General features: G+C 72.4%; 19 protein-coding genes and 4 pseudogenes. 12 read left to right on the top strand and 11 right to left on the bottom strand.

Going from position 1 to position 24128, the window contains the following annotated elements; genetic code table 11:
• The first annotated feature begins 476 nt into the window (after positions 1 to 476).
• From ACN28A_RS17750 to ACN28A_RS17715, 8 genes and pseudogenes are all read left to right on the top strand, one after another.
• Entirely contained in the window at positions 477 to 1274 is a 798-nt protein-coding gene (locus tag ACN28A_RS17750; RefSeq protein ID WP_421396559.1) for a helix-turn-helix domain-containing protein, read from the top strand.
• Positions 1265 to 1453 (top strand): DUF397 domain-containing protein, encoded by a 189-nt coding sequence (locus ACN28A_RS17745; protein ID WP_421396557.1) that lies wholly within the window; start codon positions 1265 to 1267, stop codon positions 1451 to 1453. Before ACN28A_RS17750 ends, ACN28A_RS17745 begins: the two co-directional genes overlap by 10 nt.
• A 405-nt stretch (positions 1454 to 1858) precedes the next feature.
• On the top strand, positions 1859 to 2773 hold the full coding sequence (locus ACN28A_RS17740; protein WP_421396556.1) for a hypothetical protein: 915 nt from the start codon (positions 1859 to 1861) through the stop codon (positions 2771 to 2773).
• Positions 2774 to 3093: 320 nt separating this feature from the next.
• Positions 3094 to 3567, top strand: coding sequence for a hypothetical protein (locus tag ACN28A_RS17735; protein ID WP_421396554.1), 474 nt, complete (start codon positions 3094 to 3096; stop codon positions 3565 to 3567).
• A 24-nt stretch (positions 3568 to 3591) separates the two neighbouring features.
• Positions 3592 to 3756: pseudogene (locus ACN28A_RS17730) on the top strand (VOC family protein); the annotation flags it as partial.
• 110 nt (positions 3757 to 3866) lie between these two features.
• The gene (locus tag ACN28A_RS17725; RefSeq protein WP_421396553.1) at positions 3867 to 4415 is read left to right on the top strand and encodes a TetR/AcrR family transcriptional regulator; all 549 of its coding nucleotides are present in this window, start codon (positions 3867 to 3869) and stop codon (positions 4413 to 4415) included.
• Between the two features lie 76 nt (positions 4416 to 4491).
• The gene (locus tag ACN28A_RS17720; protein ID WP_421396551.1) at positions 4492 to 5238 is read left to right on the top strand and encodes a class I SAM-dependent methyltransferase; all 747 of its coding nucleotides are present in this window, start codon (positions 4492 to 4494) and stop codon (positions 5236 to 5238) included.
• A complete protein-coding gene (locus ACN28A_RS17715; protein WP_421396549.1) occupies positions 5228 to 5731 on the top strand; it encodes a polyketide cyclase in 504 nt (167 codons plus the stop codon). The genes ACN28A_RS17720 and ACN28A_RS17715 overlap by 11 nt, the downstream gene beginning before the upstream one ends.
• Positions 5732 to 5777: 46 nt before the next feature.
• On the opposite strand, the gene ACN28A_RS17710 is transcribed toward ACN28A_RS17715, so the two are convergent.
• From ACN28A_RS17710 to ACN28A_RS17700, 3 genes are all read right to left on the bottom strand, one after another.
• Positions 5778 to 6185 carry a nitroreductase family deazaflavin-dependent oxidoreductase gene (locus tag ACN28A_RS17710; RefSeq protein WP_421396548.1) on the bottom strand — a complete coding sequence of 136 codons (408 nt, stop codon included), beginning with the start codon at positions 6183 to 6185 and terminating at the stop codon, positions 5778 to 5780.
• Between the two features lie 22 nt (positions 6186 to 6207).
• Positions 6208 to 9042, bottom strand: coding sequence for an ATP-binding protein (locus ACN28A_RS17705; protein WP_421396546.1), 2835 nt, complete (start codon positions 9040 to 9042; stop codon positions 6208 to 6210).
• A gap of 208 nt (positions 9043 to 9250) precedes the next feature.
• Positions 9251 to 9472, bottom strand: a complete 222-nt coding sequence (locus ACN28A_RS17700; protein ID WP_278065782.1) for an FmdB family zinc ribbon protein — start codon at positions 9470 to 9472, stop codon at positions 9251 to 9253.
• Positions 9473 to 9919: 447 nt separating this feature from the next.
• Between ACN28A_RS17700 and ACN28A_RS17695 the strand changes: the two are divergent.
• Together ACN28A_RS17695 and ACN28A_RS17690 are read left to right on the top strand one after the other, a co-directional pair.
• A pseudogene (locus ACN28A_RS17695) lies at positions 9920 to 11124 on the top strand (lytic transglycosylase domain-containing protein).
• 72 nt (positions 11125 to 11196) lie between these two features.
• Entirely contained in the window at positions 11197 to 12219 is a 1023-nt protein-coding gene (locus ACN28A_RS17690; protein ID WP_421404463.1) for a GNAT family N-acetyltransferase, read from the top strand.
• Positions 12220 to 12719: 500 nt separating this feature from the next.
• Here ACN28A_RS17690 and hemB read toward each other — a convergent pair whose 3' ends face one another.
• The 5 genes and pseudogenes from hemB to ACN28A_RS17665 form a co-directional block, all read right to left on the bottom strand.
• Positions 12720 to 13703 carry a porphobilinogen synthase gene (gene hemB / locus ACN28A_RS17685; RefSeq protein ID WP_421396545.1) on the bottom strand — a complete coding sequence of 328 codons (984 nt, stop codon included), beginning with the start codon at positions 13701 to 13703 and terminating at the stop codon, positions 12720 to 12722.
• Positions 13704 to 13942: 239 nt separating this feature from the next.
• The gene (locus tag ACN28A_RS17680; RefSeq protein WP_421396543.1) at positions 13943 to 15523 is read right to left on the bottom strand and encodes a uroporphyrinogen-III synthase; all 1581 of its coding nucleotides are present in this window, start codon (positions 15521 to 15523) and stop codon (positions 13943 to 13945) included.
• Entirely contained in the window at positions 15520 to 16503 is a 984-nt protein-coding gene (gene hemC / locus ACN28A_RS17675; RefSeq protein WP_421396542.1) for a hydroxymethylbilane synthase, read from the bottom strand. Before hemC ends, ACN28A_RS17680 begins: the two co-directional genes overlap by 4 nt.
• 146 nt (positions 16504 to 16649) lie before the next feature.
• Positions 16650 to 17969: pseudogene (locus ACN28A_RS17670) on the bottom strand (glutamyl-tRNA reductase); the annotation flags it as partial.
• Positions 17970 to 18183: 214 nt separating this feature from the next.
• Positions 18184 to 18883, bottom strand: a pseudogene (locus tag ACN28A_RS17665) (redox-sensing transcriptional repressor Rex); the annotation flags it as partial.
• Positions 18884 to 19417: 534 nt separating this feature from the next.
• Between ACN28A_RS17665 and ACN28A_RS17660 the strand changes: the two are divergent.
• Positions 19418 to 20728, top strand: coding sequence for a sensor histidine kinase (locus tag ACN28A_RS17660; protein ID WP_421396541.1), 1311 nt, complete (start codon positions 19418 to 19420; stop codon positions 20726 to 20728).
• A gap of 49 nt (positions 20729 to 20777) precedes the next feature.
• Positions 20778 to 21443 (top strand): response regulator, encoded by a 666-nt coding sequence (locus ACN28A_RS17655; protein ID WP_421396540.1) that lies wholly within the window; start codon positions 20778 to 20780, stop codon positions 21441 to 21443.
• A gap of 91 nt (positions 21444 to 21534) precedes the next feature.
• Here the strand turns inward: ACN28A_RS17655 and ACN28A_RS17650 are convergent, their stop codons facing one another.
• The 3 genes from ACN28A_RS17650 to ACN28A_RS17640 are packed head-to-tail and all read right to left on the bottom strand — an operon-like array spanning position 21535 to position 24097.
• Positions 21535 to 22176, bottom strand: coding sequence for an HAD family hydrolase (locus tag ACN28A_RS17650; protein ID WP_421396538.1), 642 nt, complete (start codon positions 22174 to 22176; stop codon positions 21535 to 21537).
• A 27-nt stretch (positions 22177 to 22203) separates the two neighbouring features.
• Positions 22204 to 22461, bottom strand: coding sequence for a glutaredoxin family protein (locus tag ACN28A_RS17645; RefSeq protein WP_421396536.1), 258 nt, complete (start codon positions 22459 to 22461; stop codon positions 22204 to 22206).
• A complete protein-coding gene (locus ACN28A_RS17640) occupies positions 22448 to 24097 on the bottom strand; it encodes an AMP-binding protein (RefSeq protein ID WP_421396535.1) in 1650 nt (549 codons plus the stop codon). The genes ACN28A_RS17645 and ACN28A_RS17640 overlap by 14 nt, the downstream gene beginning before the upstream one ends.
• Between the last annotated feature and the right edge of the window lie 31 nt (positions 24098 to 24128).

The following is a 24128-nucleotide window of genomic DNA, read 5'->3' as shown; positions in this document are numbered from 1 at the left end:
CGACCGCCGGAACCGGCGCGAGCGGCGGAACCGGCGCGAGCGGCGGAACCGGCGCGAGCGGCGGAACGGGCGGAATGGGCAGGAGCGGCATCGACGGCACCGACACCAGCCGGTCCGGGCACCGCCAGCGCAGCCCGCACCGGCAGTAGCGCCAGAGCCGGCGCCAGTCCCGACGGTGGCGGCTGGCCGTCGCACGTCCCGCCAGCCGCAGCAGTCTCAGCAACCGAAGCATCCCGCAACCTCCTCCGCTCGCCTCTGGAAGCGGGGGCCGCCGGGAAGGGGAAGGACCCGGGCGGCCCCCGCCGCGGTTCCGCCCGTCCCAGTACGACCCCGAGCGGTTCCGCTGGTGACAGTCTGCTGTGGATGCGACTACGGTCGATAGTTTCAGGGCACGTTCGCGCAGCTCAGCGCCGTGGGGTGCGTAGTCGTGAGTAGCGCGAGTAGTCGAGGCGACGAAACTGAGTGGAGGGTGCGTGGTGGGTAGCGCGATCGACCTGTTGGTCGAGGAGTTGATCGAGGCACGGCTGTCCCGGGGCGCGACGCAGGAGGAATGGGGGCGGGCGATCAAGTTCTCGCCGACCCACGTCAGCTCGGTGGAGACCAGACACCGGCCACCGACCGCCGACTACGTCGTCGCGATCGACAGGGCGTTCGGCACCGGCGGCACGTACAGCCGGTTGCTGGTCAAGCTGGCCGGGCTCGACGCCGCACCGATCTGGTTGCAGGACTGGATCGAGATCGAGCGGAAGGCGGTGCTGCTCCGCTGGTTCGAGCCGGCCTACGTCCCCGGGCTGTTGCAGACCGAGGCGTACGCGCGGGCGACGCTGGCCGGCGGCCGGTTCAGCGCCGAGCAGATCGACCAGCACGTCGCGTCCCGGCTGGCCCGGCAGTCGATCCTGACCCGGGAGAAGCCACCCCTGTTCATCGCGGTGATCGACGAGGCGGTGTTGCGCCGGCAGGTGCCGGAGCGGCCGGAGGTGATGCAGGAGCAGGTCGAGCGGATCATCGAGCTGGCCGAGCTGGAGCACGTCCAGGTGCAGGTGGTGCCGGCGTCGACCGGAATCTATCTGGGTCTGGCCGGCCAGTTCATCCTGGCCGACCTCCCGGACAACCGCCGGGTCGGTTACGCCGACAACCAGCTCAAAGCGCAGCTCGTCGACAACCCCGACGACATTGCTAGTCTGAGCAGGATGTGGGAGGTCGTGCGGAACGACGCCCTTCCGCTCCGGCCGTCGCTCGATCTGATCAAGGAAGTGGCGAAATCATGGAGCTAACCGGCGCCCGGTGGCGCAAGTCGACCCGCTCCGGCGGCAACGGCGGCGCTTGCGTCGAGGTGGCGGACAACCTGCCCGGCGTGGTCGGCGTACGGGACAGCAAGGACCCGACCGGCCCCGCCCTGACCTTCGGCGCCACCGCCTGGCGCGCCTTCGTCAACCTGGCCAAACACCGCTGACGCATTCCGTAATTCCGTACCGATGCTCCCGTCGCCACCGGCACGGGAGCATCGCCGTCTTCCGTCCCGACCCGCAGCCGGGCCAGCCGGGGCCACGATGTCTCGATCGTTGCGTCATCCCCGTTGACCGGGGTTTTCCCTATGTCACAATCATTGAGACATAGGGACGGCCACAGGGTTACCGGTACAATTCTCGTTTCGGGACCATAATGGACGATGTCGCAGTGATCGCACAGTTCGACTACATTGATGTTCGGCTGGACTATTCGTTGCGACAGTGTGTCATCCCGGAATAAGAGATGTCGGATAAACGATTGCCGCTCGGCGACGGACACCTTGATACTACTCCGGCTGCATATCCAGCAGTGTAAATGTTCTTAACCGAGCATTTTTGGGAGGCTCTGCATGCCCCACAGTCCCGAACGTTCCAGCCGGCGCGCGGCATCGACACTGCTGCGCCTACTCGCGGTCACGCTGCTCACCGTGCCCGCGAGCGCGATCGTCATGTCGACTCCGGCCCAGGCCGCCACCGAGACCAACTTCTTCAGCGGCACCATATCGGCCGGTGCCTCGGCGAGCTGGGTCTGGAACAATGCCAACCCGCACAGCGCCGTGTACAAGGTTGGTTTGTCCCCGATCGGAGCCAGCACCTCGGCCGCGTGCGCGTTCGAGGTCACCAACGAGTGGTACGAGCGGCTGAACACGGGCGAGCGCAAGTTCCACTTCACCATCAAGAACGTCGGCTCGATCGCCTGCGGGACCAACGTCATCCTCTCGTCGCTCGACGGAAGCACCATCGGCTCCACCGGCGGCATGGACCCCTCCGAGATCAAGACCTTTTCCACTCAGCTCACCCAGATCGGACAGGTCTTTGACATGGGGTTGATCGGCCTGCTCCCCAGCGGGGCCACAAGTTCCAACACCTGCCGGTTCAAGGTGCTGCGTACCTGGTATCAGCGGGTCCCCCAGGGCGACGTGGCGCAGCCTGTCTACCTGCGCGCCGAGGTGCAGAACATCGGGAACATCGCCTGCTCAGCCGACGTCCTGAAGGGCGTCACCCCGACCGAGAGCCGACTGACCCAGCGGACTCTGAACGCTGGTTCGTCGATAACCACCACCTGGACCAACGCCGTACCAACGACCGCCACGCACGTCATCAACGTCGAGCCGGTGGAGCTCGGCTGCACCATGCAGATCACTCGCCACTACTACCGGCAGGTCATCAACTCCAACGGCTCGGCAGAGCGACAACTGACACTGACGTTGAAGAACATCGGCTCGGCCCAGTGCTCTGCCAGGCCGTTGCTTTCCCGGATCTGACTATTGCCGCATCCGGCCGGGCTGGTCCCGGCCGGATGTCGGTGCGCTGACGGTCACGAGTCCCGGCGGAATGCGGGTGCTCTCGATCGGCCGGAATTCTGTCAGGATCGGCACATGGCGAACGTCTGGTCCGCTGTTGACGACCGATTGCCTCGACCCCGAGCCGTACCGGCTACGGACGATCTCGTCGGCCACGGTCATCCTGCCAGCGCCCTCGGCACGGCAGAAGAGTGCTCCGGACAGTGACATGGCTAACCAGGTTCGTCAGGCCGGGTCAATCGGCCGGGCTAATCATGATCCCTGGTCGGTACCATCCGGGCATGAGTGTCGAGGTGTCTCCCTGCCGGCCGCTCCGCCGTCTCGCCGAACTACCGACCGTCCTCTGGTTGGGCACGCACGTGCTGGTCTACCTTGGTGTTGGTGTGGCGGTTTTTGCCGGCTATGCCTTCTGGGATGCGCAGCCCCGCAGCTCCTTCGCCGAAAACCTGATATCGATAATCATCGGGATCTTGTGGCTCGGTCCGGTGTGGGCGTTCGTAAGCGTCGCTGCCACCTTCTGCTTGGGAGTGCTGCGTCTGCTGACCGACGCCCGCTGGTACTGGTTCAGACTGGCCGCGGTCATGCTCTTCGCTGTGCCGTTTCCGCTGTTCGTGCTCGCCGTTTCCGGTCCGGAGGCGGCTCTGCCCGTAGCAGGTGCCCAGTTGGCGACGGCATTGCTCATTGTGCAGCCTCGGAGGAAGCCGGGCAGATGGGCGGACCGGGATCCCGCCATGGCGGACCATCTCGGGGGGTAGCGGACCGGGCCCGGCGGATGACGTGACCCGGAGCAGTCCTACGGCTCGTGCCTGGTGATCACCCCGGGCGTCGAGGGGCTGCACCGGGCCTTCGCCGCCGGCATGCGCGCCGCGTACGGCAGGGTACTGGTCTCCGGAACGCCGCGGATGACCCGGCCCAGGGCGCGGAAGAACGCCGACGGGGTGGGCGACGAACCGTCGACATCTACCACGGCAGGTGGTGCACGTGACCGGCGACGCAGGTCACGCTTGACGTCCCGCTCTTGTTTGTAAGTGGTTACTAATGTAAAGCTGTCGCCATGGAGGCACAGCGCAGTACGGCACCCCGCCGCAGGTCCGACGCGGTCGACATCGGCCTGCGGGTCTTCGCCGACCACGGGCTCACCACCGCGGCCGTGCAGAAGGTGGCCGACCAGATGGGCGTCTCCCAGCCGTACGTCTTCCGGCTCTTCGGCAGTAAGCGCGACTTCTTCCTGGCCTGCCTGGCCGAGCTGGAGGCCCGGATCCGCCAGGTGATCGGGCAGACGGCCGCGCAGCGGCCGGACACCCCACTGCCGGCGATGCGTGCCGGCTTCCGGGCCCTCATCGCCGACGGCGTGATCACCGGCTTCTGGTTGCAGGCCTGCGCGGTGGCCCGCTCCGACGAGGTGGTCGCGGTGCGCTGCCGCGCGGTCCTTCGCGGCGTCCTCGACGAGGCCGACCGGCACTCCGCCGCCGGAGCGGAGGAACTGCGGGACACGATGGCGCGTGGCGCACTCGTGGTGATGCTCCAGGCGCTCGGCGTCGACCTGACCGAGGGCAGCCAGGCAGCCGTCGACTCCCTGCGGACTGGCCCGGATCAGTCGTGAACCCCGCCCTCGCCGCACACCGCTCCACCGCTGACCCCACCCACCGACCTCACCCCTTGAGCGAAAGGAGCCCGGCATGGACGTCTTCGGGCCGGTAGCCGACCTGTACGAGACCACCCGGCCGGGATATCCGCCGGAGATCGCCGACGAGATCGTCGCCTACCACGGCGGCACACCTGCCTCCGTGGTCGAGATCGGCGCCGGCACGGGCAAGGCCACCGAGGTGCTCGCCCGGATCGACGCGCCCCTGACCTGCGTCGAGCCCGACGCAAAGATGGCCACCCTGCTGGCCAGCCGATTCCCCGAGGCGGAGATCCAGCGCAGCACCTTCGAAGAGTGGTCACCGCCCGCCGGTGGCGCCGGGGTACTCGCCTGCGCCATGGCCTGGCACTGGCTCGACCCGGCCACCCGCAACAGCCGGGCCCGACAGGCACTCGCGCCCGGCGGCACCCTGGCGGTCTTCGGGCACCGCTACGACTACGCCGACGCCGACCAGCGGGACGCGGTCCAGGCGGTACTGCACGCCATCGACCCGACCGTGGCGGAACGGCCGGCGGACTGGTTCCACCGCGACATCGTCGAGCAGGGGCAGTTCGACGACGTGCACGCGGTGGTCCTCCGGCGCCATCTGAGGTTGGACAAGGAGCGGTACCTCGGCCTGATACGCACCTTCGGGCCGTACCTGTCCCGGCCGCCGGAGCAGCAGCGGCGCGGGTTGACCGCCCTCGGCCGGCTCGTCGACGACTTCGGCGGAAGTGTCGTGCTCGACCTGCGTACCACGCTGGTGCTGGGCCGGGCGGGGAGGCGGGACGGTGCTCGGTGACCGGTGGGGCGTGACCGAGGACGAGACGCTGCGCCGGTATCCGTGCGACGACTTCGTCACCCGCCCCACCCTGCAAGCCTGGCGGGGCGTAAGTGTCGACGCGCCCGCCACGGCGGTGTGGCCGTGGGTCGCCCAGGTGCGGCTGGCGCCGTACGCCTACGACTGGATCGACAACCTCGGCCGGCGCTCGCCCCGGCAGTTGGTCGGCCTGCCCGAGCCGCGGATCGGCGAGGCGTTCACCGCCGTCGGCGGGCGGCGGCAGGGCCGGATCGTCTCGGTCGAGCCGGGGCGGCAGCTCACCGGCACGATCATGAACGCCTTCCTCTCCTACGTCCTGGTGCCGGAGGAGCAGGGCGGCAGCCGCCTGCTGCTCAAGGTCGTCATGCGGGCGCACCGCCTGGTCGCCCTCGGGCTCTGCGTCGGAGACCTGGTGATGGCCCGACGGCAACTGCTGAACTTCAAACACCTGGCCGAGGAGGCTACGACGACCTGAGCACCGGACGCAGCGGCGACGCACCGGCCTGGGCGGTGCCGCCGGCCTACGGCGCGGGTTCGAGTACGACGACCGGGATCTGGCGGCTGGTCTTCCGCTCGTACTCGGCGAAGCGTGGATACGCGGCCTTCTGCGCGCTCCAGATCCGTTCCCGCTCGTCCCCGACGGCGACCCTGGCGACCAACTCGACCTTCTCCGTACCGATCTCCGCCTGGACACGCGGACGACCGAGCAGGTTGTGGTACCAGTCGGGATTGGTCGGCGCACCGGCCTTGGACGCGAACACGGCGTAGCCGCCGTCCACCTTCTGATACATCATCGGGTTCACCCGGGGCTTGCCGCTCCTGGCGCCGACGGTGTGCAACAGCAGCAGCGGCTCGCCGGCGAAATGGCCGCCCACCTGCCCACCGTTGGCCCGAAACTCATCGATGACCTTGTCGTTCCAGCCACTCATGCGGCCCCTTCCTGTTCACGGATCAGTCGAGTACGTCCCGGGGGGTGTCGACGGACTGCCGGGGCCGGGGGCGCGGCGCCGGAGCCTCGACCGGGGAGAACCGGATCGAATTGGCGGACAGGTCGGGGTGTTCCACCTCCAGCGCCACCGCCGCCGCCTCCTCCAGGGTCAACTCCGCACCGGCCGCGTACGCCGTGTCGAAGGCCGCGTCACCCATCACGTTGCGCAGCGCGGTCTGCTCCTGGAGCCAGTACGTCCCGAAGGTGCCCGGCGTGCACCGCATCGCCGAGCGGGTCAACTGGGCCGCGCCGAAGAGCCGGGCCGCGGATCTCGGGTCGCCGCCCCCGGCGCAGCGCACCGCGATCGCGTTCACCGTGTCGCAGGCCCGGGCCAGATAGCCGTAGCTCATCCGGGAGCGCAGCGCGACGACCAGGTGGTCGTGCGCGGCGACCAGGTCACCCCGGGCCAGCGCCACCATGCCGAGCAGCATGTCCACGGAGCGCTTGCCGCGCTCGGTCGGCCGGCTCGCCTCCACCGGCCGGGCCGCACCGAGCAACTCGGCCGCCTCGTCCAGGGCACCCCGGCGCCAGAGCAGCTCCGCCAGACTGTAGACGGCGAGCAAGGCGTCCCCGCTCACCCCCTCCGCCTCGGCCTCGGCGATCACCTCCCGGCACACCCGCTCCGCCTCGGCGAACTGTCCCATGTCGATCAGCGGCGCGGCGCGGCCGGCGAGTACCCGGATCAGCAGGCCCGCGTCGCCGGCCTGCCGGGCCGCCGACTCGGCCCGCTGCGAGAAACGCAGCTCCTCGGCGAACTCACCGTCCGCGCCGGCATGCTGCGAGTGCATGTGGTACGCCGCCGCCAGCTCCGCCTCGGGGATCTGCTCGCCGGTCTCGGCGATCCGGCCGTAGAGCCGGAACAGCCACAGCCGCCCCTCCCGGGCCAGCCCGCGCTCCCGCCACCACTCGTCGAGACCACTCGCCAGTTGCAGCCCCTGCCGGGCACTGCCGCCGGTGACCGTCCAGCGCAGCGCGGCCCGCAGCTCGTCGGCGAGCGGGTCGAGCCCGTAGAGGGAGAGGGTGACCGGCCGCTCGTCCGGCCCCAGGTAGGCCCGCTGCAACGCGTGCAGCGACCAGGCCACGTGCCGGTCCCGGGCGGTCTGCTCCTCCCCCGCGTCGACCAGCCGGCGGGCCGCGTACGCCCGGATCGGGTCGAGCATCCGGTAGGTGCTGCCGGAGACGTTCGGCTCCGCCTGGATCATCGACTTGTCGACGAGCACGGAGAGCGGGTCGAGCGGGTCGTCGTTGAGCAGCCACTCGACGGTGGCCAGGTCCACCGGGCCGGAGAAGACCGCCAGCCAGCGCAGCAGCCGGGCGGCCCGGGGACCGAGCGTCCGGTACGACCAGGTGACCGTGGCCTGCATGGTGACGTGCCGCTGGGTGGCCGAGCGCTGTACCGCGCGGGCGCCGACCGGTGGCGCCATCCCCCGGGCCGCCGCCGCCAGGTCCACGGTGTCCTGCTGGTTGGCGACCCAGCCCTGGGCCGGCACCGGGGCCGGTTCCACGTCGTCCCGCCCCGCGTCCAGCGCGCCGAGGACGTCGTCCAGGCGTTCGGCGAGCTGGCTGGCGGAGAGCACCCGCAGCCGGGCGGCGGCCAGCTCGATCGCCAGCGGCAGCCCGTCCAGCCGGGTCACCACCCGTTGCAGGTCGGCCGACTCGGCCGGGCCGGACCGGCGACCGCCCCGGGCCGCTGCGGTCCGGTCGAGCAGCAGGGTCACCGCCTCGCTCGGCCCGCCGCCGGGGGCCGGGTCGACGGAGAGCGGCGGGATCCGCCAGATCACCTCGCCGGGCAGGCCGAGCGACTCCCGGCTGGTGGCGAGGACGCGTACGCCGCTGCCGCCGGCGAGCAGTCGCGAGATCACCTCGGCGCAGGCGGCCGGCTGGGCGTCGCAGGTGTCGAGGACCACGAGCATCCGGCGGGAGGCGGCGAACTCGACGAGCGTCTCCAGCATCGGCCGGCCCGGCTCCGGCCGCAGCCCGAGGACCGCGGCGATCGCGAAGGCGACCAGCCCGGGGTCGGTCACGGTGGCGATGTCGACGAACCAGACCCCGTCCGGGTACGACTCGACCACGCCGCCGGCCAACTCGACCGCCAGCCGGGTCTTGCCGGCCCCGCCCGCACCGACCACCGTCACCAGCCGGTGCGTGTCGATGAGCTGGTCCAGCTCCTCCCGCTCGGCCTGCCGACCGACGAACGAGGTGACCTGGGTCGGCAGGTTGTGCGGGATCGCGTCGGCCGTCCGGGGCCGGGGGAACTGCCGCTCCAGCCCCGGCGCGACGAGCTGGAAGAGCCTTTCCCGGTCGTCGAAGCCGCGCAGCCGGTGCAGCCCGAGGTCGAGCAGGGAGGCGCCCGGCGGCAGCGGTGCGGCGTGCCTGGCGGTCGCGCCGGAGCAGAGCACCTGGCCGCCGTGCGCGGCGGCCGCGATCCGGGCGGCCCGGTGCACCTCGGCGCTCGCGTACTCGCCGTCGCGCGGCTCCGCGTGCCCGGTGTGCAGCCCCATCCTGACCTTGGGGGTGGCCTCCGGCGTCGGCCACTCGTGGTTGTTGAGCGCCCGCTGGGCGGCGAGTGACGCGTCCAGTGCGGACGAGGCGTCGCCGAACGCGACGAAGAACGAGTCGCCCTCGGTGAAGAGTTCCGTCCCGTCACTCGCGGCCAGCGTCGCCCGCAGCAGCCGCCGGTGCTCGCTCAACACCGGCCGGTAGCCCGAACCGAGCATCTGGGCCAGCCGGGTGGACCCCTCGATGTCGGTGAACATGAATGTCACCAACCCGCTCGGCAGGTGGATCCGTGCTGACATGCCTGGAACCTCCCGCCCCCTGGAAGTCGCGTTCATGCTTCCGCATATTTACGGGCTGGCCCATCGTAGGAACGGACGGCGCGACACCGTACCAAGGTGCTAACCGGGGACTGTGCCACGAAACCGACATCACGGTCGTGAACCGTCCTCACCGAACCGTCGCTGTCCGGGCGGGAGGGGGCCGGGTCCGGACAGCCGGGCTACGGTCTCAGCAGCCGCAACTCCCGCCGCAGCAGCCGCCACCGCTCGGCGCGACCGGCGGCGGGGCGGAACCGCCCGCGCCACGACCGGTGAACGCCACCGTGGACAGTAGCTTGACCGTGTCGTCGTGCCCCTGCGGGCAGGACGCCGGAGCCGAGGCTTCGGCCATCGGCCGGTCGATCTCGAAGGTGTCGCCGCAGGCGCGGCAGCGGAACTCGTACCGGGGCATACCAACAGCGTACGACCAGACCTGACGTTCGACGGTCGATGGGTAATACTCGACGGGTGGCGGAGCGCGAGGAGACTTCTACGACTCGACCACTGCGGCCTGCGGCGCCGGTCTTCGACGGGCCGCTGGCCAGCTCGGGTGCCGCTCCCGATCCCGACTCCGGTTCACCATCGGCCGCCGTGCCCCGCCCGCGCCGCGAGCCCGACGCGCCCGCCGACCCCGCTCCCGAGCCGGTCGAGACGCGGGCCGAGGCTGATCCGGTCGACACCCGCGCCGAGCCCGAGCCGGCCGAGACACGGGCCGGGCCCGAGAAGGTCGACACCCGCGCCGAGCAGCCGACGACCGGCACCCCGGAGCCGTCGGCCGACACGACGAAGCCGGGCCCGGCCGACGCCGAGCCCGCTGCTGCCAGCACGTCCGACCTGCCCCCGGCCGACGCCACGCCGGATGCCCCGGGCACGGCAGAACCGACCCCGGCCGAGGCCGGCCTAGAGGCGGCCGGCCAGGAGACGACCGGCACCACGGAACCGAAGACGGCGGACACCGAGCCGGAGGCAGCCGGCACCACAGAACCGAAGACGGCAGGCACGGGGCCGGAGGCAGCCGGCGCGGCACGACCGGACGCCGCGACCACGGCGACCGGGGCCGCCGTGGAGAAGCCGGCGGAGAAGCCGGCGGGCAAACCGGACGAGACGATCATCGACCTCGACACACCGGCGACCGCGCCGGCCCGACGGAACCGGCGGATCCGGGTCCGGTTCGCGCACGCGGTCACCCGCTGGCCGTCGCCCCGGGCGGTACGCGCCTGGTCGAAGCGGCCGAGCGGCCGGCTGACCCTGCCGGCGCTGCTGCTCTTCGCCCTGGTCGCGGCGACCGGCGCGGCGGGCGCCTTTCTGCTCCCGGCCACCGCGCGCCAGGCCGGGTCGGCGCAGCCGGGTGCCGAGACGACTCCACCACCGGCTTCGCCCAGCCTGGAGGGGTTCCCGGTCCCGCCGGGCGGGCTGCCCTCGGGGCTGCCGAGCCCGCCGTCGTCCGGAGCGCCGAGCGTGCCGGCGCCGCCGTGGAACGCGACCGGCGGCCGCCCGTCGGACGTACTCGCCGGCTGGGCGGCGCAGGTCGGGCCCCGGGTCGGGATCGCACCCACCGCCCTCCAGGCGTACGGCTACGCCGAGCTGCGGGTCGGGCAGACCACGCCCAGCTGCCAGCTCCGCTGGACCACGCTGGCCGCGATCGGGCACGTCGAGTCGGCGCACGGGCGGGCGAACGGGGCGGTCCTCGGCCCGAACGGCGTCGCCGCACCCGAGATCATCGGCCTGCCGCTGGACGGCAACGGCGGCCGGATGCGGATCATGGACACCGAGGACGGCCGGCTCGACCGGGACGCCACCTACGACCGCGCGGTCGGGCCGATGCAGTTCATCCCGACCACCTGGGCGGAGATCGGGGCCGACGCCGACGGTGACGGCGTGGAGAACCCGCACAGCATCGACGACGCGGCTCTGGCGGCCGGTAACTATCTGTGCAAGGGGGGCCGCAACCTGTCGGTCGCCGCCGACTGGTGGAGCGCCATCCTTTCCTACAATGACGTGCGGCCATATGCGCAATCGGTGTTCGAGACCGCCAACAGGTACGGCACGGACAGTAGGACTTAGCGTAATGTGCTCGACACATTGGAGAACTGGGCACTTTCGCCAGGCTGCGGTTGACGGCAAGCTAGACGCGTGATGGTGCGCGAGTGGGATCCCAGGACCGCCCCGGCCGCGGAGATCGAGTCCTTCCTGGACGCGATCAACGCGGTTTTCGCGGCCGACCTGCCGGAGGACCCTCTGTGGGAGAACGGCATGCTCCGGGAGTACCTCTGCGAGGTGATGCCCGGCGAACGCCGCATCTCCTGGATCGTCCAGGACGAGCCCTCGGCCGACGGGCAGCCGGGGCGCATCCTCGGGCACACCCACGTACTCCTGCTCGGTGACATCGGGGTGCTGGAGGTGATGGTGCACCCGGCGGCCCGGCGTCGCGGGGTCGGCCGGAAGTTGATCGCCACGGCGGCCCGCCGCACCTATCAGGAGGGCTTCCGGTCGATGGGCGTCGAGGTCATCGGCGACACGCCCGCGGTCGGCTTCTACGAGGCGCTCGGCTTCGCCCGGGAGTACGAGGAGGACCGCAGCGTACTGCGACTCGGCACGGTGGACTGGACCGCGCTCGGCGAGATGGCCCAGGGGATCGGCCCCGGATACCGGCTGGAGTTCTGCCCCGGCGGCCCGCCGGATGAGCTGATCGAGCCGTACGCGATGGCGAAGGCCGAGACCCGCGACGTCGACGACGGCGACCTGGACCTGCGGCCGAGTTCGCACGACCCGCAGCGTCTGCGGGACAGCCTCAACTGTCTGCACCGGCGTGGCATGAAGCCCTACATCGTGCTCGCGGTCGAGGAGAAGACCGGTGTGGTGGCCGGGCTGACCGAGGTCGTCGTGCCGGCCCACCACCCGACCCGGGCCGACCAGTGGGACACCATCGTCGGCCGGGAGCACCAGGGCTTCGGCATCGACCGGGCGATGAAGGCGCGGATGCTCTTCGAGCTGCGTTCGGCCGAACCCAAGGTCTCCGAGGTGCAGACCTGGAACGCCCGGACCAACGACGCGATGCGGGCGGTCAACGCCGACCTCGGCTTCCAGGCCGACCGGGAGTGGTACGAGTACGGCGTCGACGTGGCCGAGCTGGCGCACCGGCTGGACGGCGTCAACTAGTGCCCTGTCCTCGAAGGTTGTTCGGTTGACCCGGTACTTCCAGGCGTTCCTGGTCGGCGATCTCCTGACGTCGGATCGGGTCGGGTAGCGGGTGGGGCGGGGATAGTCCCCGGGGAGACTGTCGAGCTGCCCCGCTTGTGCGCCCACCCTCCCGGACTGCCCGAACCCCGGTCCCACCCGCCGGTCGCCCCGGACCCGGCACGCCGTCGGCAACCCCGGCTTCCGTGCCCCATCTGTGCACCCAGCTCGACAGTCTCCGCGCCGACTATCCCCGCTCCGCCGCCGAGTCGTCGCTCACGGGGTCGGCCGGGCTGTCCGCCCAGCAACACCGGTACCACGTTCCACGGACTCGAACGGTGATACCGAGACGATGCACCTGCGGCTCGACCGCGCCTGCGCCGCCACCGTCCGGTTGTCCTCCGACGAGCCGCTGGAGCTGGGCACGCCACCGGCCGGCGACGGCATCCCGATCACCATGGCCAGCGCCGGTCAGTCGCCGGTCAGGGGCGCTCGCGGAGCAGCCGGGCCGCCTCGACGGCCCAGTAGGTGAGGATGATCTGGGCACCGGCCCGGCGGATCGAGGTAAGCGTCTCCAGCATCGCCCGCTCCCGGTCGACCCAGCCGTTGGCGGCGGCCGCCTCGACCATCGAGTACTCCCCGGAGATCTGGTACGCGGCGACCGGCACGTCCACCTCGGCCCGGACCGCGGCCAGCACGTCGAGGTACGGCAGGGCGGGCTTCACCATCACCATGTCGGCGCCCTCGGCGACGTCGAGGCGTACCTCCCGGAGGGACTCCCGCAGGTTGGCCGGGTCCTGCTGGTAGGTGCGGCGGTCCCCCTGCAACGACGACTCCACCGCCTCCCGGAACGGGCCGTAGAACGCCGAGGCGTACTTCACCGCGTACGCCAGGATGCCGGTGTCGGTGTGGCCGGCGGCGTCCAGCGCCCTGCGGACCACCCCGACCTGGCCGTCCATCATCCCGGACGTCCCCACCAGGTGCGCCCCGGCCTCGGCCTGCGCCACCCCCAGCTCCGCGTACGCGGCCAGGGTGGCGTCGTTGTCGACGGTCCCGTCCGGGGCGAGCAGTCCGCAGTGCCCGTGCGAGGTGAACTCGTCCAGGCAGAGGTCGCTCATCACCACGGTGGCGTCGCCGACCTCGGCGACCACGTCCCGGATCGCCACGTTGAGGATGCCGTCCGGGTCGGTGCCGCCGGAGCCGGTCTCGTCCTTGTGCAGCGGCACCCCGAAGAGCATGATCCCGCCGACGCCGGCGTGCACGGCCTCGGCCGCCGCCTTGCGCAGCGACTCCCGGGAGTGCTGGAGCACGCCCGGCATCGAGGCGATCGGCCGGGGCTCGGCCAGCCCCTCCTTGACGAACATCGGCAGCACCAGGTCCGCCGGGGCGAGCCGGGTCTCCTCGACCAGCCGGCGGACCGCCGGGGACCGGCGCAGCCGGCGCGGACGGATCTCGGGGTACGACATCGTCACTCCTTCCGGCCGACCGGCCGGCACGCGACCCGGGTGTCCCCCCGGGTCGTCCGGGTCCGTGTCGGCCAGGTGCCGCCGACGGACCCTGCCGCGACGGCCCCGTGCCGCCGACGGCTCCAGCACCGATGGTGCCTCAGAATCGAGCGTGCCTCACAGTGGTTCACGTTTCGCGAATCCGACAGCGGTTCGTCTCGTGGACCCGACAGCGGTTCGTCTCACGGATCCCGCAGCCGTTACCGGAACCGCAGCGCGGTCGGGCCCTGCACCTTCGAGCCCCGGCGCTGCTTCGCCGGCATCGCGGCCAGCTTCTCCCGCAGCTCCACCGCGTACGACGCCAGCGCCTCGACCAGGTCCGGCACCGAGGCGTGCGCCGGCTGGGCGTCCACCCGCAGGCCGAACTCGCCTGCGGTCTCCGCCGTCTTCGGGCCGATCACCGCGACCACCGTCCGGGCGTGCGGCTTGCCGGCGATGCCGACCAGGTTGCGCACGGTCGAGGAGGAGGTGAAGAGCACCGCGTCGAAGCCACCGGACTTGATCGCGTCCCGGATCTCGGCCGGCGGCGGGGCCGCCCGCACCGTCCGGTAGGCGGTCACGTCGTCGACCTCCCAGCCGCGCTCGGTCAGCCCGGCGGCCAGGGTCTCGGTGGCGATGTCGGCGCGGGGCAGCAGCACCCGGCCGACCGGGTCGAGGATCTCGTCGTGCGGGGAGAACTCGGCGAGCAGCCCCTCCGAGGACTGCTCACCGGACGGGATCAGCTCCGGCTGGATGCCGAAGGCGCGGACCGCCTCGGCGGTGGCCTCGCCGATACAGGCGATCTTGACGCCGCCGAAGTGCCGGGCGTCCAGGCCGTGCTCGGCGAACTTCTCCCAGACCGCGCGTACGGCGTTCACCGAGGTGAAGATCACCCAGGCGTACCTGCCGTCGACCAGGCCCTTGACGGCCCGCTCCATCTGGGCCGGGGTGCGCGGCGGCTCGACCGCGATCGTCGGCACCTCGCACGGGATCGCCCCGTACTCCCGCAGCCGGGCGCTCATCACCCCGGCCTGCTCCTTGGTGCGCGGCACCAGCACCTTCCAGCCGTACAGCGGGCGGTTCTCCCACCAGCTCAGCTTGTCCCGGTGCGGGACGCCGACGCCCAGGGTGAGCACCACCCGGCCGGTGAAGCCGAGCGCGGCGGCGACGAAGCTGTCCACCGTCGAGGTGGTGGTGTACTGCGTCTCGCCGGTGCCGTCGCCGGTCACCGCGACCGCCGTCGTGCCGTCCACCCCGGCGGCCAGCAGCCCGTCCCGGATCGCGGCCAGGTCACCGGCGTCCACCGCCAGGGCGAGCGAGCCACGGGCGACCGCCGCCGCCAGCGCCTCGAAGTCCATCGCGGTGACGTCGTCCACGTCGGCGGCGGTGCGTACCCCGGACAGCGGCACCCCGGCGTAGGTGGCCACCCCCTCGGCCTGGCCGACCCCCGGCACCACCTCGAAGTGCACGGCGGTACGCGCCACCGCCTGCACCTCCTTGACCACCGCGTCGTGCCCGAACGGGTCACCGGCGACCAGGTGTACGGCGGAGAGCCCGGACCGGGCCGCCGAGAGCAGCACCTTTGCCACGTCACCCGGCGCCCCCTCGGCCGGGGTGAACTGCGCGTCCTGCTTGGCCTCGGCCCTGACCACGGTCAGCAGGGCCTCGGGAACGCTGCGGTCGTACACCACCTGGTCGGCGTCGACGAGTGCGTCGTGCGCCCGGCGGGTCAGCAGGCCGGGGTCGCCGGGTCCGGCCCCGACGAACGCGATGCGGCCTGCGGGCTTACGGGTGCCGATCATTCTGTAGCTCCAAGATGCTGGGTCCTCGCGCCGGATTCCTTCGGCGCCCCGAGGATCGAGTCGGCGCCGAGGTCCAGGAGTTCGGCAGCGAGTGCCTTGCCGATCTCCGTCGCCTCGGCGGGCGTACCGGTGCGGGACAGCCGGATGTCACGGGTGCCGTCCGGGCTGATCACCGCACCGCGCAGGTAGATCTCCTCACCGTCGTCGCCCTCGGCGACTTCGGCGTACCCGGCGACCGGCGCGCTGCACCCGGCCTCCAGGGTGGCCAGAAACGCCCGTTCCGCAGTGACCGCGGCCCGGGTCGGTGCATGGTCGAGTACGCCGAGCAGCTCGACCAGTTCGGCGTCGTCGACCCGGCACTCCAGGGCCAGCGCGCCCTGGGCGGGTGCCGGCAGCATCAGCATCGGGTCGAGGGTCTCGCTGATCTCGTCGGCCCGGCCCAGCCGGAGCAGCCCGGCCCGGGCCAGCACCACCGCGTCGAGATCGGCCTCCGGGCCGTGCACCCGGCCCACCCGGGTGTCCACGTTGCCGCGGATCGGCACCACCGTGAGCTGGAGCCCGAGCGCGTGCAGCTGGGCGATCCGGCGCAGCGCACCGGTGCCGACGGTGGCGCCGGGTGGCAGTTCGGCCAGGGTACGGCCGTGGCTGGCGACAAGCGCGTCGCGCGGGTCCTCCCGGGGCGGGGTGGCCGCGATGTGCAGCCCGGCCGGCACGGCCGTCGGCAGGTCCTTGTAGCAGTGCACCGCGAAGTCGATCTCCCCGGCGACCAGCGCGTCGCGCAGCGCCGAGACGAAGACCCCGACACCCAGCCGGTGCACCGGGGCGCTGGACCGGTCGCCGGCCGTGACGATCTCGACCAGTTCGACCGGGCGGCCGGTGGTCGCCGTCACCGCCTCGGCGATCGTCCGGGACTGGGCGAGCGCGAGCGCGCTGCCCCGGGTGCCGAGCCGCAGCACGCTCGTGCCGCTCCGCTCGCTCATCGTTCTCCTCCGGACTGCTGTCGGGGCACCGGGGCGCGCAGGGCCGCCCCGGCGCCGAGGTCGGCCTGGCCACCGATCGCCGGCAGGTCGCCGAGGCCGGGCAACCCGGCCAGCCCGGTCAGGCGGTTCCCGGCCGGTACTCCGGCCAGCTCGGCGGCGGCGAGCTCCGGCACGGTGTCCGCCTGCGAGGTGACCGGCACCTCCAGGTCGAAGAGTTCCCGGAGCAGGGCGGCGTACTGGTCGCCGCCGGGCTCGGCGGCGAGTTGCCGGACCCGCACCGTCGGCGAGTGCAGCAGCCGCTGCACCACCCGGTGCACCGCGTGGCTCACCTCGGCACGCTGGTCGTCGGTGAGGTCCGGCCGGCGCTGGGCCAGCCGGCGCAGCTCGGCGGTGACCACCTCGTCGGCCCGGGCCCGCAGGGCGGCCACGGTCGGCGCGACGTCGGCGCCGCGCAGCCAGGTGAGGAAGGACTCGACCTCGGAGCTGACGATCTGGGTCACCGCGGCGGTGTCGGTGGCGGCCGGGCCGATCGGCTGGGCCGCGGCCAGCCCGTCGATGTCGACCACGACCACCCCGGGCAGCTCGGCGACGGCCGGCTCGATGTCCCGGGGTACGGCGAGGTCGAGCAGGACCAGCGGGTCGGGCCGGTCGGCGGCGCGCTCCCGCAACGCCCGGGAGACCGTCGCGCGGGTGAGGACCGGCTCGATCGACGCGGTGGCGGCGACTACGATGTCCACTGTGGAGAGGGCGGTGGCGAGTTCGGCGATCGGCACCGCCGTGGCGCCGTACGCCTCGGCGAGCCGGAGTGCCCGGTCGTGACCCCGGTTGCTGATCCCCACCGGGCCGGCGCCCAGCCGGGAGAGCGTGGCCACGGCCAGCGCGCCCATCGAGCCGGCCCCGACCACCAGCACCGGGCGGCCCGCGACGTCGCCGCCGAAGTGCCGGGCGGCCAGGTCGAGCGCGGCACTTACCACGTTCTGCCCGGCCCGGTCGATGTCGGTCTCGGCGTGCGCCCGCTTGCCCACCCGGAGGGCCTGCTGCATCAGCTCGTGCAGCAGCCGGCCGGGCGCCTCGGCCTCGCTCGCCGCGTGGTAGGCGTCACGCAGCTGGCCGAGGATCTGCGCCTCGCCGACCACCATCGAGTCCAGCCCGGCGGCGACCCGGAAGGCGTGCTCCACCGCCGCGCCGTCGTAGTGCACGTAGAGGTGGTTGGCCAGCTCGGCCGGTACGGCTCCGGCGTGCCCGGCCAGCACCGCGCAGATGTCGCCGAGCCCGCCGTGGAAGCCGGTGACGGCGGCGTAGACCTCGACCCGGTTGCAGGTCGAGACGACCACCGCCTCGCCGACGTAGGGCTGGGCGAGCAGCCGGGCCAGGATCTCCGGCAGCTCGGTGCCGGCGACGGCGAGCCGCTCCAGGATGGCGACCGGCGCGGTGCGGTGCGAGGCACCGACGACGAGCAGGTTCATGAGCCGACCGCCTCCGCACTCGTCGGCCGGAGTTTCCCGGTGGGTGTCGCCTCGGTGGTGCCGGTGGCGGCGAGGCCGCCGGGCAGCGCGGTCAGCCCGTTCGGGGCGCCGCCGTGCGGGGTGCCCAGGCCGCCGGTGCTGCCGTGCGGGGTGCCGAGTCCGCCGGGCGGCCCGGCGAGGCCGGGCCCGGCGGAGTTGGTGCGCCCCGGCCCGGTGGTCGCGGGCAGGCCGGTCAGGGCCGCCTTGCGGTGCTCGTGGAAGGAGAGGATCTGCAACTCGATGGCGAGGTCGACCTTGCGCACGTCGACCCCGTCCGGGACGGCCAGCACGCAGGGCGCGAAGTTGAGGATGCTCGTCACCCCGGCCGCGACCAGCTGGTCGGCGACGCTCTGCGCGGCGGTGGCCGGGGTGGCGATCACGCCGATCGCGATGCTCTCCTCGGCGGCCACCCGGGGCAGCTCGTCGATGTGCCGGACGACCAGCCCGCCGATCTCCTCGCCGAGCCGGGCCGGGTCGGCGTCGAAGAGCGCGGCGATCCGGAACCCGCGACCGGTGAAGCCGGCGTACCCGGCGAGGGCGTGACCGAGATTACCCACTCCGACAAGCGCGACCGAGCGGCACTGGGTTAGCCCGAGCACGAACTCGATCTGGTCGATCAAGAGGGCCACGTCGTAGCCCACCCCCCGGGTGCCGTACGACCCGAGTTGGGAGAGGTCCTTGCGGAGCTTGGCCGAGTTGACCCCGGCCGCTGCCGCGAGCTCCTCGCTGGAGACCGTGTCGTTGCCGGTTTCGGCGAGATTGTGCAGGGCACGGAGGTATTCGGGGAGCCGGGCGACCGTCGCCTCGGGGAGGTCCGGAAGCGCCGGCACGGCACCGGCGCGGCCGGGCGTGCCTATCGGGCGGTGCTGACTCATGCGACTCCGTGCCGTGCGATCTTCGACCGGCCGGACCGGCAGGTCTTTTCGGTGCACCCGCTGCCGACCGCTACGACCGGCTGTGCTAGCAGGGCTCGTCGGACTAACAGAGTAGGCGCTTGTGAAGACACGCACAAATCGCGATCTTGATAGACCGCGATAACGCCCCACCTGCGCCTCCACATGCAAGATCAGTTTCCCGGCCAGCCGGAGCCGGCACGGCGATTATTACCTAAGTCCGACTTATCTCACCAACTCGCCGTAGCCATGCCGGCCGATCGACCCGCCCATTTGTCAAGATCGACAATCCCGAAGCGCCGTCGATTTCCCGAGTCCACCATTACATTCGGCGCCAAGCCCGCCGGCCGGTCGTCAGGTGAGCGGTCGCCTCCGCCAGGATCGGCGTGCGCGGGTCGGCCAGCACCGCCTGGCACGGCCGTGCGCGGATTTCCTCGTCGGGTGGGGACAGCCCTACCGTGAAGAGACCAGCCGATGGGATGGGGACCGACCGCGCCGATGCCTAGCGTCGAGAACATGACCACGACCACCGCCTACGGCGTGACCGCCGGCGCCGAACCGGGCGCCGGCCGGGGCATGCTGCGCCAGCTCGCCATCGACTCCGGCTACGTCGTCCTCAGCCTCCCCCTCGCCGTGGCGAGCTTCGTCGTACTGGTCGTCGGAGTCGCGCTCAGCGCCGGACTGGCGGTGACGGTGACCGGGGTGCCGATCCTGGCCGGCACCCTCTACGCCGCGCGTGGCTTCGCCGACATCGAACGGCTGCGGATGCCGGCGGTGCTCCGGCAGCCCCGGATACGTCCCCGCTACCGCACCGCCGAGCCCGGAGCCGGCGCCTGGCGGCGGATCTTCGTACCGATCGCCGACGCCCAGTCCTGGCTCGACCTCGCGCACGGCTGGATCCGGCTGGTGGCGGCGGTCGGCACCTTCGTCACCACCGTCGTCTGGTGGGCCTGCGCGATCGGCGGCAGCTTCTACTGGGCGTACGACTGGGCGATCCCACAGGCCCCCGGCGACCAGGGCCTGCACGAGCTGCTCGGGCTGGGCGACAGCGCCGCCGCCCGGATCGGGCTGAACACCGCACTCGGAGTCTTCTTCCTGATCACCCTGCCGCTGGTGGTCCGGGGCTGTGCCCTGCTGCAGGCCTCGCTCGGCCGCGCGCTGCTCACCGGAGTGGCGGAGATGCGCAACCGGATCACCGTGCTGGAGGAGCAGAAGCGGGCCGCCGTCTCCGCCGAGGCCACCGCGCTGCGCCGGCTCGAACGGGACATCCACGACGGGCCGCAGCAGCGGCTGGTCCGGCTGGCCATGGACCTGAGCCGGGCCCAGCAGCAGCTCGACTCGGACCCGGAGGCCGCCCGGCAGACCCTCGGCGAGGCGCTGGCCCAGACCCGGGACACCCTGGCCGAACTGCGCGCGCTGTCCCGGGGCATCGCCCCGCCGATCCTGGTCGACCGCGGCCTGCCCAGCGCCCTGGCCGCGCTCGCCGGGCGCGGGCTGATCCCGGTCGAACTCGCCGTCGATCCCCGGCTCGGCACCCGGGAGGGCCGGCCGGACCCGGCGGTCGAGTCGACGGCGTACTTCGTGGTCGCCGAGGCGCTCACCAACGTCGCCAAGCACAGCCGGGCCACCGAGTGCTGGTTGACGGTGACCCGGGAGGAGCGGGCACTGCGGATCGTGGTGATCGACGACGGCGAGGGCGGGGCGCACCTGTCCAAGGGACACGGCCTGGCCGGCCTCGCCGACCGGGTACGCGCCAACGACGGCACCCTGAGCGTGCTCAGCCCGCCCGGCGGACCGACCGAGATCCGCGCCGAACTGCCGTGCTGAGCCGCCCCGGCACCTGCCGGAAGGGCCGGCAGTGGTAGACAACGACGTCATGCGGGTAGTTATCGCCGACGACGCCGTCCTGCTCCGCGAGGGGCTGGTCCGGTTGCTGACCGAGCACGGGCACGAGGTGGTGGCCGCGGTCGGCGACGGCACGGCACTTGTCGACGCCATCGTCGCGCACCGGCCGGACATCTCGATCGTGGACGTCCGGATGCCGCCCTCGCACACCGACGAGGGGCTGCGGGCGGCGGTGGAGGCCCGGCAGCGGGTGCCGCGTACCCCGATCCTGGTCCTCTCCCAGTACGTCGAGGTGTCCTACGCCGACGACCTGCTCGCCACCGTCAAGCCCAGCGGAGGCGCCGGGGGCGGTGGCATCGGCTACCTGCTCAAGGACCGGGTGGCGGCGATCGACGAGTTCCTCGACGCGCTGCGCCGGGTCGCCTCCGGCGGCACCGTGCTCGACCCGGAGGTGGTCGGCCAGCTGCTCGTCCGGCGCCGCCGGGACGACCCGCTGCGGGAGCTGACCCCCCGGGAACGGGAGGTGCTCGGGTTGATGGCCGAGGGTCGCTCGAACACCGCCATCGCCCGGACGCTCGTGGTCAGCGACGGTGCGGTGGAGAAGCACGTCCGGAACATCTTCACCAAGCTGCGACTGCCGCCGGACGAGGAGCAGCACCGCCGGGTCCTGGCGGTCCTCGCCTACCTGCGCGGCTGATCCGCCGTCCGGACGCCGGAAGTCCGAGCCGCCCGGATGCCGAAAGCCCGAACTGACGCCCGGGCGTTGGAAGTCGAACCGGCGGCCGGGATCAGTCCAGTTTGGCGGCGAGGGTGACGGCCTCGGTCAGCGAGTCGGCGACCGGCCAGCCGGCGGCGCGCAGCCGGGCCGCGTCGGTGAACCCGCCGGTGTAGAGGACACACCTGGCACCCACCGAGTCGGCCGCCTCGGCGTCGTCGATGGAGTCGCCGATCAGCACCGTCGAGCTGCCGTCGATGCCGGCCTCGGCCAGGTGCCGGGCCAGGTGGGCGGCCTTGCGGTCGCCGCCGACGGTGCCGCGCAGCCCGTCGACCCGGCCGAAGACGGCGGTCAGCCCGTACCGGTCGACCGCCGGCACCAGCTCGTCGTGGAACCACATCGACAGCAGCGACTGGGTACCCGTCCAGGACCGGATCGCGGCCTCGGCGTCGGCGGCCAGCGCGCAACTCGCCAGCCCGACCCGGTACGCCTCGTGGAAGAGCTGGTCCAGCCGGGTGAACTCGTCGACGTCCACGGCCCGGCCCAGCACCTCGGAGTAGTAGTCCGCGATCGGCCGGCGGAACTGCGTACGGTGCTCCTCGGCGGTCACCTCCGGCCCGCCGGCACCGGCCAGCGCCACGTTTGTGGCGGCGACGACCAGGGTCAGATCGTCCAGCAGGGTGCCGTTCCAGTCCCAGACGAGATGCGCACGCATCCGAGCACGATACGCGGTACCCGGGACTCAGGTCCGGGGCGCGGTCAGGTCGCGGAGCAGCCGCTCCTCCTCGACCCGCCAGTAGCCGTGCTCGCGGCCGTCGAGCAGCACCACCGGCAGCCGGTCGCCGTACTCCCGTTCCAACTCCAGGTCGCCGGTGACGTCGAGTTCGGTCCACCGGTCGCCGGTCACCGCCACCACCCGCTCGACCGCCTCCCGGGCGACCTCGCAGAGGTGGCAGCCGGGTCGGGTGACCAGGGTCAGCCGGGCCTCAGTCGTCGTCACTCGACCCCCTTGAGCGGATCACCGATCTGCGTACCCGGCCGATCGCGGAGAGCGGCAGGGAACCGACGAACTCTATCCTGCTCGGGCACTTGAACCGGGCCAGGTTGCGGGCGCAGTGCGCGGCCAGCTCGTCGGCCGAGACCGTACCCTGCGGGGACCGCACGACGTAGGCGGTGACCGCCTCGCCGGCCATCGGGTGCGGGACTCCGACGACTACCGACTCGACCACCTCCGGATGCCCGCCGAGCACCCGTTCGACCTCCTGCGGATAGACGTTGAAGCCGTTGACCAGGATCAGCTCGTCGAGCCGGTCGACCAGGAAGAGGTCACCGTCCGCGTCGGCGTACGCCACGTCGCCGGTGCGCCACCAGCCGTCCGGGTCGGGCCCGCCGTGCCCGTCCGGCCAGTACCCGGAGAAGAGGTTGCCGCCCCGGACCACGATCTCGCCAGGGTCGGTGCCGGGCGAGGAGAACTCCAGCTCCGGCTCGTCGGCGTCGTCCACGCCGCCGGCCGGGTCGACGACCGAGCCGTCCCGCCACAGCTCCTCGCCGTCGGCGGCGACGAGTCGCAGTTCGACCCCGGGGATCGGCCGGCCGATCGAGTTCGGCTTCGCCGCCGGGCAGCCCAGCGTGGTGGTGAGCACCGGAGCCGTCTCGGTGAGGCCGTAGCCGACCTGGATCTGCCGGCCGGTCGCCTCGGCGAACCGGGTCGCGCCGCCGACGGCCAGCGGGGCGGCGCCGCAGATCGCCACCCGTACCGAGGCCATCGCGGTGCGCGGCGCCGGGCCGGCGGGCACCCCGGCCGCCGTCGGCGACTCCGGCAGCGTCGTCCAGCCGAGGAACATCGACGGTACGCCGACCAGCACGCTCACCCGGTGCCGGGCGACCTGTTCCAGTACGCCGGCCGGATCGAACCGCTCGACGAGCACCCCGCACGCCCCGTGGTACGCCACCGCACCCAACCCGGCGTTCAGCCCGTACGCGTGGAAGAGCGGCAGCGCCAGCAGCACCCGGTCGTCCGGCCCGACCACCGGCGGGGTGATCCGGCCGATCTGCTCGTGGTTGGCGAGCAGCGCCCGGTGCGACAGCATCGCCCCCTTCGGTTCGCCGGTGGTGCCGGAGGTGTGGAGCAGCACCGCCACCGCCTCCGGGTGCACGGGTCCGGCGGATTCGCCGGCCGACCGTCCGGACAGGCTGGACAGTGTGGTGTGCAGTTCGGTCAGTGCCGGCAGCTCGGCCCGGATCCCCTCGACGGCGGCCCGGACCTGCTCGGTGCAGATCAGGACGCTCGCCGCCGAGTCGGCCAGGATGTGCCGCAGTTCCGGGGCGGTCAGCGCCGGGTTCACCGGCACCGCGACCAGCCCGGCCCGCTGGGTGCCGAAGAACGCCACCGCGAAGTCGGGCGAGTTGTGCAGGGCGATCGCGACCCGGGCCGGATGGTCGTCGGCCGGCCCGGCGAGGGTGCCCAGCGCGGCCGCGGCCCGGTCCACCGCACCGTCCAGTTCGGCCCAGCTCAGCGTCACGCCGTCCGCCGAGATCAGCGCCGGCTGGTCTGGGCGGGCGGTGGCGGCCAGGCGTACCCGGTCGGCCAGGGTCACCGCGGCCGGCTCGGCGGGGTTGTCCGGTCCATCCTGCACGGTCGCCGAGTGTGGCACAGCGGCCGCTCCG

Source organism: Plantactinospora sp. WMMB782, assembly GCF_049179135.1.
GTDB lineage: Bacteria > Actinomycetota > Actinomycetes > Mycobacteriales > Micromonosporaceae > Plantactinospora.
The sequence above is the reverse complement of the archived record's forward strand: the minus strand, read 5'-3'. Positions and strand labels throughout refer to the sequence as shown.

Bases quoted from the DNA above. Each gene is read 5' to 3' on its own strand.
- ACN28A_RS17745 (WP_421396557.1), top strand. From the start codon at position 1,265: ATGGAGCTAACCGGCGCCCGGTGGCGCAAGTCGACCCGCTCCGGCGGC.
- ACN28A_RS17710 (WP_421396548.1), bottom strand. From the start codon at position 6,185: ATGAGTGGCTGGAACGACAAGGTCATCGATGAGTTTCGGGCCAACGGT.
- ACN28A_RS17655 (WP_421396540.1), top strand. From the start codon at position 20,778: ATGCGGGTAGTTATCGCCGACGACGCCGTCCTGCTCCGCGAGGGGCTG.
- ACN28A_RS17735 (WP_421396554.1), top strand. From the start codon at position 3,094: ATGAGTGTCGAGGTGTCTCCCTGCCGGCCGCTCCGCCGTCTCGCCGAA.
- ACN28A_RS17650 (WP_421396538.1), bottom strand. From the start codon at position 22,176: ATGCGTGCGCATCTCGTCTGGGACTGGAACGGCACCCTGCTGGACGAT.
- ACN28A_RS17700 (WP_278065782.1), bottom strand. From the start codon at position 9,472: ATGCCCCGGTACGAGTTCCGCTGCCGCGCCTGCGGCGACACCTTCGAG.
- ACN28A_RS17680 (WP_421396543.1), bottom strand. From the start codon at position 15,523: ATGATCGGCACCCGTAAGCCCGCAGGCCGCATCGCGTTCGTCGGGGCC.
- hemB (WP_421396545.1), bottom strand. From the start codon at position 13,703: ATGTCGTACCCCGAGATCCGTCCGCGCCGGCTGCGCCGGTCCCCGGCG.
- ACN28A_RS17660 (WP_421396541.1), top strand. From the start codon at position 19,418: ATGACCACGACCACCGCCTACGGCGTGACCGCCGGCGCCGAACCGGGC.
- hemC (WP_421396542.1), bottom strand. From the start codon at position 16,503: ATGAGCGAGCGGAGCGGCACGAGCGTGCTGCGGCTCGGCACCCGGGGC.
- ACN28A_RS17740 (WP_421396556.1), top strand. From the start codon at position 1,859: ATGCCCCACAGTCCCGAACGTTCCAGCCGGCGCGCGGCATCGACACTG.
- ACN28A_RS17720 (WP_421396551.1), top strand. From the start codon at position 4,492: ATGGACGTCTTCGGGCCGGTAGCCGACCTGTACGAGACCACCCGGCCG.
- ACN28A_RS17725 (WP_421396553.1), top strand. From the start codon at position 3,867: ATGGAGGCACAGCGCAGTACGGCACCCCGCCGCAGGTCCGACGCGGTC.
- ACN28A_RS17690 (WP_421404463.1), top strand. From the start codon at position 11,197: ATGGTGCGCGAGTGGGATCCCAGGACCGCCCCGGCCGCGGAGATCGAG.
- ACN28A_RS17705 (WP_421396546.1), bottom strand. From the start codon at position 9,042: ATGTCAGCACGGATCCACCTGCCGAGCGGGTTGGTGACATTCATGTTC.